Here is a 4,959-nt window from a genome sequence, read left to right on the forward strand (position 1 = left end):
GGCCCAACATGGCGCTGCACATGCCGCTGTTCCTGACCGACGAGGAGGGCCGTTTCGCGATCGGTTGCAGCGAGACGATCCTGGTGACCGATGGAGGGGCGGAGGTCCTGAGCAACGGCGATCGCGAACTTCGATTCCTCTGAGCTGAAAGCCATAATGGGTCGGCGATCGTCGCGTAGCAAAGAGACGCAACGCCCGCTCGGCAGCGTTGTTGGTCGGGCTGATCCGGCCGTCGGCGAACAAGGTCATAAACCTTCCCACCCTTCAGCACATACTCGATCGGCTCAGCAACCGGAGAGCTTCGGGACAGTCTTGCCCGCTCGCTCCGCATCCCCTAAGCGTCTCTGCCAACGGCCGGCTTTCCTGCTGGCGTCCTCGCAGGCGTTCGTCGGCGGCAAGACCTTTGATGTCGCGCTCGACATCAACAGCAGGTCCATTGGTTGACCGCCTCGAGCGCGATCCGCGAGATCGGTGCGGCATCCTTGCGCGCTTGGCATTGGTAGCGACGTCGGCAAGCACGAAGAACTTTCGGCGCGCATCCGCCCAGCACAGCGCCTGGGGTCAGCGGACCAGGATTGCGGCCCACTTTGAACAACGGCATCGGCCTGAACATTTAAGCACCACCCGTCAGTGAATGAACGCCTTTTGATCTCGCCGGCTTCGGCGGCGAACCTGAGGGCCTTTGGTACGAAAGCGAGGAGGCGCCGCCTTGTTCTGTAACGGGACCCTACTTGTAAGCTCCTTTGAGTGATAGCCCGGAACGGCAGCTGTTTGGCGCGAAGGCCGAACAGAGCAGCGCCAATGAGATCAGACCACAAGGACTGGCACGGCCGAATGCTCGACCGTAAGCTCGCCCGCGGGCCGACAAGCGCATTAGGAACCGCCTTGTCCCAGCGAAGCTGCGCTTTCCCAAAGCCTGCATCGAGGAGATCGGCTTACCGCCGCGTTGCCTGACCGGCGCAACCCCACGGCGTTCGCCCCAGGGCGAGGGGCTAAGGCGCCTCAGCCTGATCGTCACCGGCCGACCTCTTCGCTGCCAGATCGCCTCCGTCCTCTCGGCTTCGAAAGCCTCCTGCACCACAGTCTGCAATAGCCATAAGTCCTGGCGTTGATCTCCAGCGCCCGGCCGCAGGCGGCGTTGACGCGCTCGCGGCCGAAGCCCTTGACGAGCCGTATGACGCCAAGACAGGCGCGGAAGCCTTGTTCGGGATGCGGCCGATCCGCCAGTATCTTCTGGCACAGCAAGGCCGCATCGAGACCGATCGCGGAAGCTTCCCGGTTGATCCTCTCGATCGTCCACGGCGGTGCGATGAAGGCATGTGATCCGGCTGGCCACGGTCAAGACGCTCGCCAGCTTCGACTTCTCTTTCCAGCCCTCGCTCGACCGCGATCGAATCTTCACGCTGGCCCAACTCGGCTTCGTCGCCCGCTGCGAGGTCATCCACTTCCTCAGCCCGCCCGGCACAGGCAAGAGCCATCTGGCCATTGCGCTTGCAGTCGAGGCTGTGAAGGCTGGAAAGAGCGTCTATTTCTGCACGCTCGCCGAACTCATCGCCGCGCTGGCAAGGGCCGAACGCGAAGGCCGCCTGCAGGAACGCATCCGCTTCTTCTGCCGGCCTGCTCTGCTCGTTGTCGATGAGATCGGCTACTTGCCCGTCGTCCACGGTGGCGGCAATCTGTTCTTCCAACTCGTCAACGCCCGCTACGAGAAGGGCGCAATGATTCTCCCTCAAATCGCGGTTTCGCCGAATGGGGCGAGGTCTTCGGCGACCCTGTCGTCACAACCGCACTTCTCGATCGCCTGCTTCACCATGCGGTCGTCGTCCAGATCGACGGATCGAGTTATCGGCTCCGCCAGCACGCCGAGCTCATGCCCGAACACTTGCGATCAAAAGCCTCCATCACGCCGCCGACAATAAATCCACCATCGCGGCCGCGCGGCCGGCCACCGAAAAATGGACACCCCTCCGCGACAGCCTGAGCGGCGAAACTGGGGAATTTTACTTCGGCACTTTTGGGGAAAATTCGAGCGGCATTGACACCTTGTGATCTCGCTTGACCAGGACGAGTTTCCCTCCGGCACAGTTCTCAAGCTCTATCGCATGCGCTGGCGCATCGAGCTCGCCTTCAAGCGTCTGAAGAGCCTGATCGGACTGGCCACGCCTCCCGCCAAAGAGCCAAGGATCGCAAAGCCTTGGATTCTTGCCCACTTCCTCATCGCGCTTGTGACCGAAACCCTTTCGCAGGAGTTGGGTGTCTCTCCCCTTGAGCGACGGGCGCCCGCTGCTGTGGCGCGCCACCCGCCAGATCGTCGCCTCGCTGATCGCAGCGATCTTTGCTCAACCGCCCTTGGCAACCCTGCGCCAAAATCTCCATGCCTTGCGACATCGATGGCGTGAGCCACCTCGAAAGCGCAAATTTCAGTCCATGCCGAAGCTATCTTAGCGCATGCCTCCAAGGGGGCGGCATCATTTCGGATTCAGGGGGCGGTTAAATCTCGGAACGAGGGGGCGAGATCATTTCGGAATCGGAGGGCGACATCCCTCGGAATTTGCATCCCGTCCATCCGCAAAAGCATGGAGTGTTCCTCTTGTTCGCTAAATCTCGGCTTTACTTCCAACCGTTTCTTCCTGTAATTCAGGAATTGTCTGCTATTAATTTGTCTCAGTCGCGGGGTGCACTCCAGAACTGTCCTCTCAGTTTTCTAGACCAGTCCCGTGTTCTTGTCGAACGCTCGAAGTCACTGGTTGACGCGATCAGAATCTCGCCTCCCTGCATACGCTCTCGAGCCTGAGGGCGACCCCAAAGAGCTGCGCATCGGAGCCGGGTGCACCAATAATCTGCACAGACACGGGCAGGCCGCCGCTCGGCGAGGCTACCGGGAGCACTATCACCGGCGCGCCTACCAGATTGAAGAAGGAAGTGAACATCGTCAGGGCACTGCCAAGTGGAATAGTCTGCCCGGCTATGTCCACGTCGATGGTCCCGACCTCCGGCGCTGTGATCGGACAGGTCGGCATCAACAGGAATTCGAACGTCTGCATGGCCTGCGCAAATGATCGCCTGTAGGTCGACAGCACGCGCTTACACTGGACGTAGCTTTCTGCGGACAGGAACTGACCCATCACAATGCCGCCGCGCATGTCGGCACCGAATCGATCTCGGGCGCTGGCAAGATTAGGGCCGTGATACGCAAGAGTTTCGGCGAGCTGGATTGTCAGCGAGACTGCACGGGCCTCGGACTGATCGGGGAGTGCGATCGTGCCGAATGTGGCGCCCCGCCGTCCGATGTGTGTCTTCGTGGCGAGGAACGCGTCGTGCACCGACGCGTCGCATTTGTTCTCGCAGCCGTTGACCAAGGCAACCCTCGGCGCCGCGCCGGGTGGCGTCGCCGACGGGAGCTTCGCGATTTGCCTGACGACAAGCTCCAGGTCCTCAACAGATGTCGCGAGTACGCCCGCATGGTCCAGCGACCAACAATAGGGGATGACGCCGTCGAGACTGATCAGGCCATAGCTCGGCTTGTACCCGGCGATGCCGCAGAGCGCGGCCGGGATACGAACCGAGCCGCCCGTATCGGTGCCAAGCGCGAACGGCACGATGCCCGCCGCCACGGCTGCCGCGGAGCCGCTGCTCGAGCCACCAGCGAGCCTTGTCTCATCATGCGGGTTGACGACTGTTCCGGCCCAGCGGTTCTCACCGGTCGCGCCAAATGCGAATTCGTGGAGATTGGTCTTGCCGATCAGGGCCGCCCCCGCTGCCTCAAGCATGCAAATGGCCGCCGCCGACCTCTCCGGCACATTGTTCTCTAACACCCTGCTGCCGCCGGTGGTCCTGATCCCGCGCGTTTCGAACATATCCTTGGCGGCATAAGGAATTCCATCAAGCGGTCCCAGAACGCGGCCGGCCTTCCGGCGTGTATCGGCCTTGGCCGCCTGGGCGAGTGCATGGTCGGCGGCAACCGTAATGAAGCTGCGCAGCGAGGGATTGGTCCGTTCGGCCGCAGCAATACAGTCGCTGATGATCTCGACCGCGGACCGGTTGCCGCCCTCGAGTGCGGCCGCAATAGTTTTGATTGACCTCCATTCAGTCATGGCCAGTGTCTGTTGCTTGCGCTAGGGCGTCCGGAGCAACTTGGCCCAGGTCTCTGGCGCCGATTCTGCGCAAATCCGATAGCAAACTCTCGAAGCTAGGAACTACCCCGAACCGGGGCGTCACCAACTTTTGAAGATCCTCTTCGGCCCATAGGTTGTCAAAAAAATCGACGTTAATGGCCTGCAATGTCTCCAGACGGAGCTTCACCATTGTTCCTCTTTCCCACAACGGCAAGGCCGCGCAGATTATCGTGAGTAGTCGAATCCGGTTTAGTGATGAAAATTCCCGTCTCCGAAGTTCCCCCTCAATAGTAATGTTTAGATCACGAGGGAAAATCATACTGGCCTCGGTGCCCGGCTCATCGCCCGGTTCAGTCGGCGGGCTCGAGGTCGCACTGACCATCGAGCGCCCGGTGAGTAGCCGGGAAAGCATCCGGCGCCCGTGTAGACCTCAGCCGCCGCCTTGGCTTCCCGCAAGTGACGCTCCTGCGAGGCGATGGGTTGCTGGCCCTGGGGTCGACCAACCCGCCCTACATCGTCACCGGGAGGAATAGTCACTTTCGTCGCTATGCGAGGAGCGTCGGCCCATTATGGCATCTAGCCAACGATTTCGAAGTACCTCGCGTGGGTGATATCGTGGATGCGATTGATCAAGCTCGAGTAGCTATGTCCAGCGGCAATCGCGGCTAGGACAAATTCGGAGTTCATACTCAGCCCCGGCATCGAGTTGATCTCCAAGACAAAGGGCTGACCGGAGCGGTCGATCCGGAGGTCGACGCGGGCGTAGTCCCGGCACTGGCAGGCACGGAAGGTCGCAACCGCAATGTCCTGCAGCAAAGTTGCAAGGCTGCTCTCGACTTGCGCC

Annotated in this window: 2 protein-coding genes and 5 pseudogenes; 3 read left to right on the plus strand and 4 right to left on the minus strand. The window is 61.2% G+C overall.

The genetic code is table 11. The annotated features are described in order from the left end of the window. Positions 1–177: 177 nt before the first annotated feature. Together EN869_RS35395 and EN869_RS33535 are read right to left on the minus strand one after the other, a co-directional pair. Positions 178–598: pseudogene (locus tag EN869_RS35395) on the minus strand (transposase); the annotation flags it as partial. 494 nt (positions 599–1,092) lie between these two features. Beyond that, positions 1,093–1,328, minus strand: a pseudogene (locus tag EN869_RS33535) (IS21 family transposase); the annotation flags it as partial. Between EN869_RS33535 and EN869_RS35615 the strand changes: the two are divergent. The 3 genes and pseudogenes from EN869_RS35615 to EN869_RS33545 form a co-directional block, all read left to right on the plus strand. Next, positions 1,320–1,667, plus strand: a pseudogene (locus EN869_RS35615) (ATP-binding protein); the annotation flags it as partial. The pseudogenes EN869_RS33535 and EN869_RS35615 overlap by 9 nt on opposite strands. 122 nt (positions 1,668–1,789) lie before the next feature. Further along, a pseudogene (locus tag EN869_RS35620) lies at positions 1,790–1,981 on the plus strand (ATP-binding protein); the annotation flags it as partial. Between the two features lie 64 nt (positions 1,982–2,045). Beyond that, on the plus strand, positions 2,046–2,399 hold the full coding sequence (locus EN869_RS33545; RefSeq protein ID WP_126097345.1) for a transposase: 354 nt from the start codon (positions 2,046–2,048) through the stop codon (positions 2,397–2,399). A gap of 357 nt (positions 2,400–2,756) precedes the next feature. Here EN869_RS33545 and EN869_RS33550 read toward each other — a convergent pair whose 3' ends face one another. Beyond that, entirely contained in the window at positions 2,757–4,094 is a 1,338-nt protein-coding gene (locus EN869_RS33550) for an amidase (RefSeq protein WP_126097346.1), read from the minus strand. Positions 4,095–4,691: 597 nt separating this feature from the next. Beyond that, positions 4,692–4,959 (minus strand): annotated as a pseudogene (locus EN869_RS33555) (hypothetical protein); the annotation flags it as partial.

It is taken from the genome of Mesorhizobium sp. M2D.F.Ca.ET.226.01.1.1, from assembly GCF_004022705.2.
GTDB lineage: Bacteria > Pseudomonadota > Alphaproteobacteria > Rhizobiales > Rhizobiaceae > Mesorhizobium.

Excerpts from the sequence above, each read along its gene's own strand:
- EN869_RS33550 (WP_126097346.1), bottom strand. The coding sequence starts at position 4,094 with ATGACTGAATGGAGGTCAATCAAAACTATTGCGGCCGCACTCGAGGGC.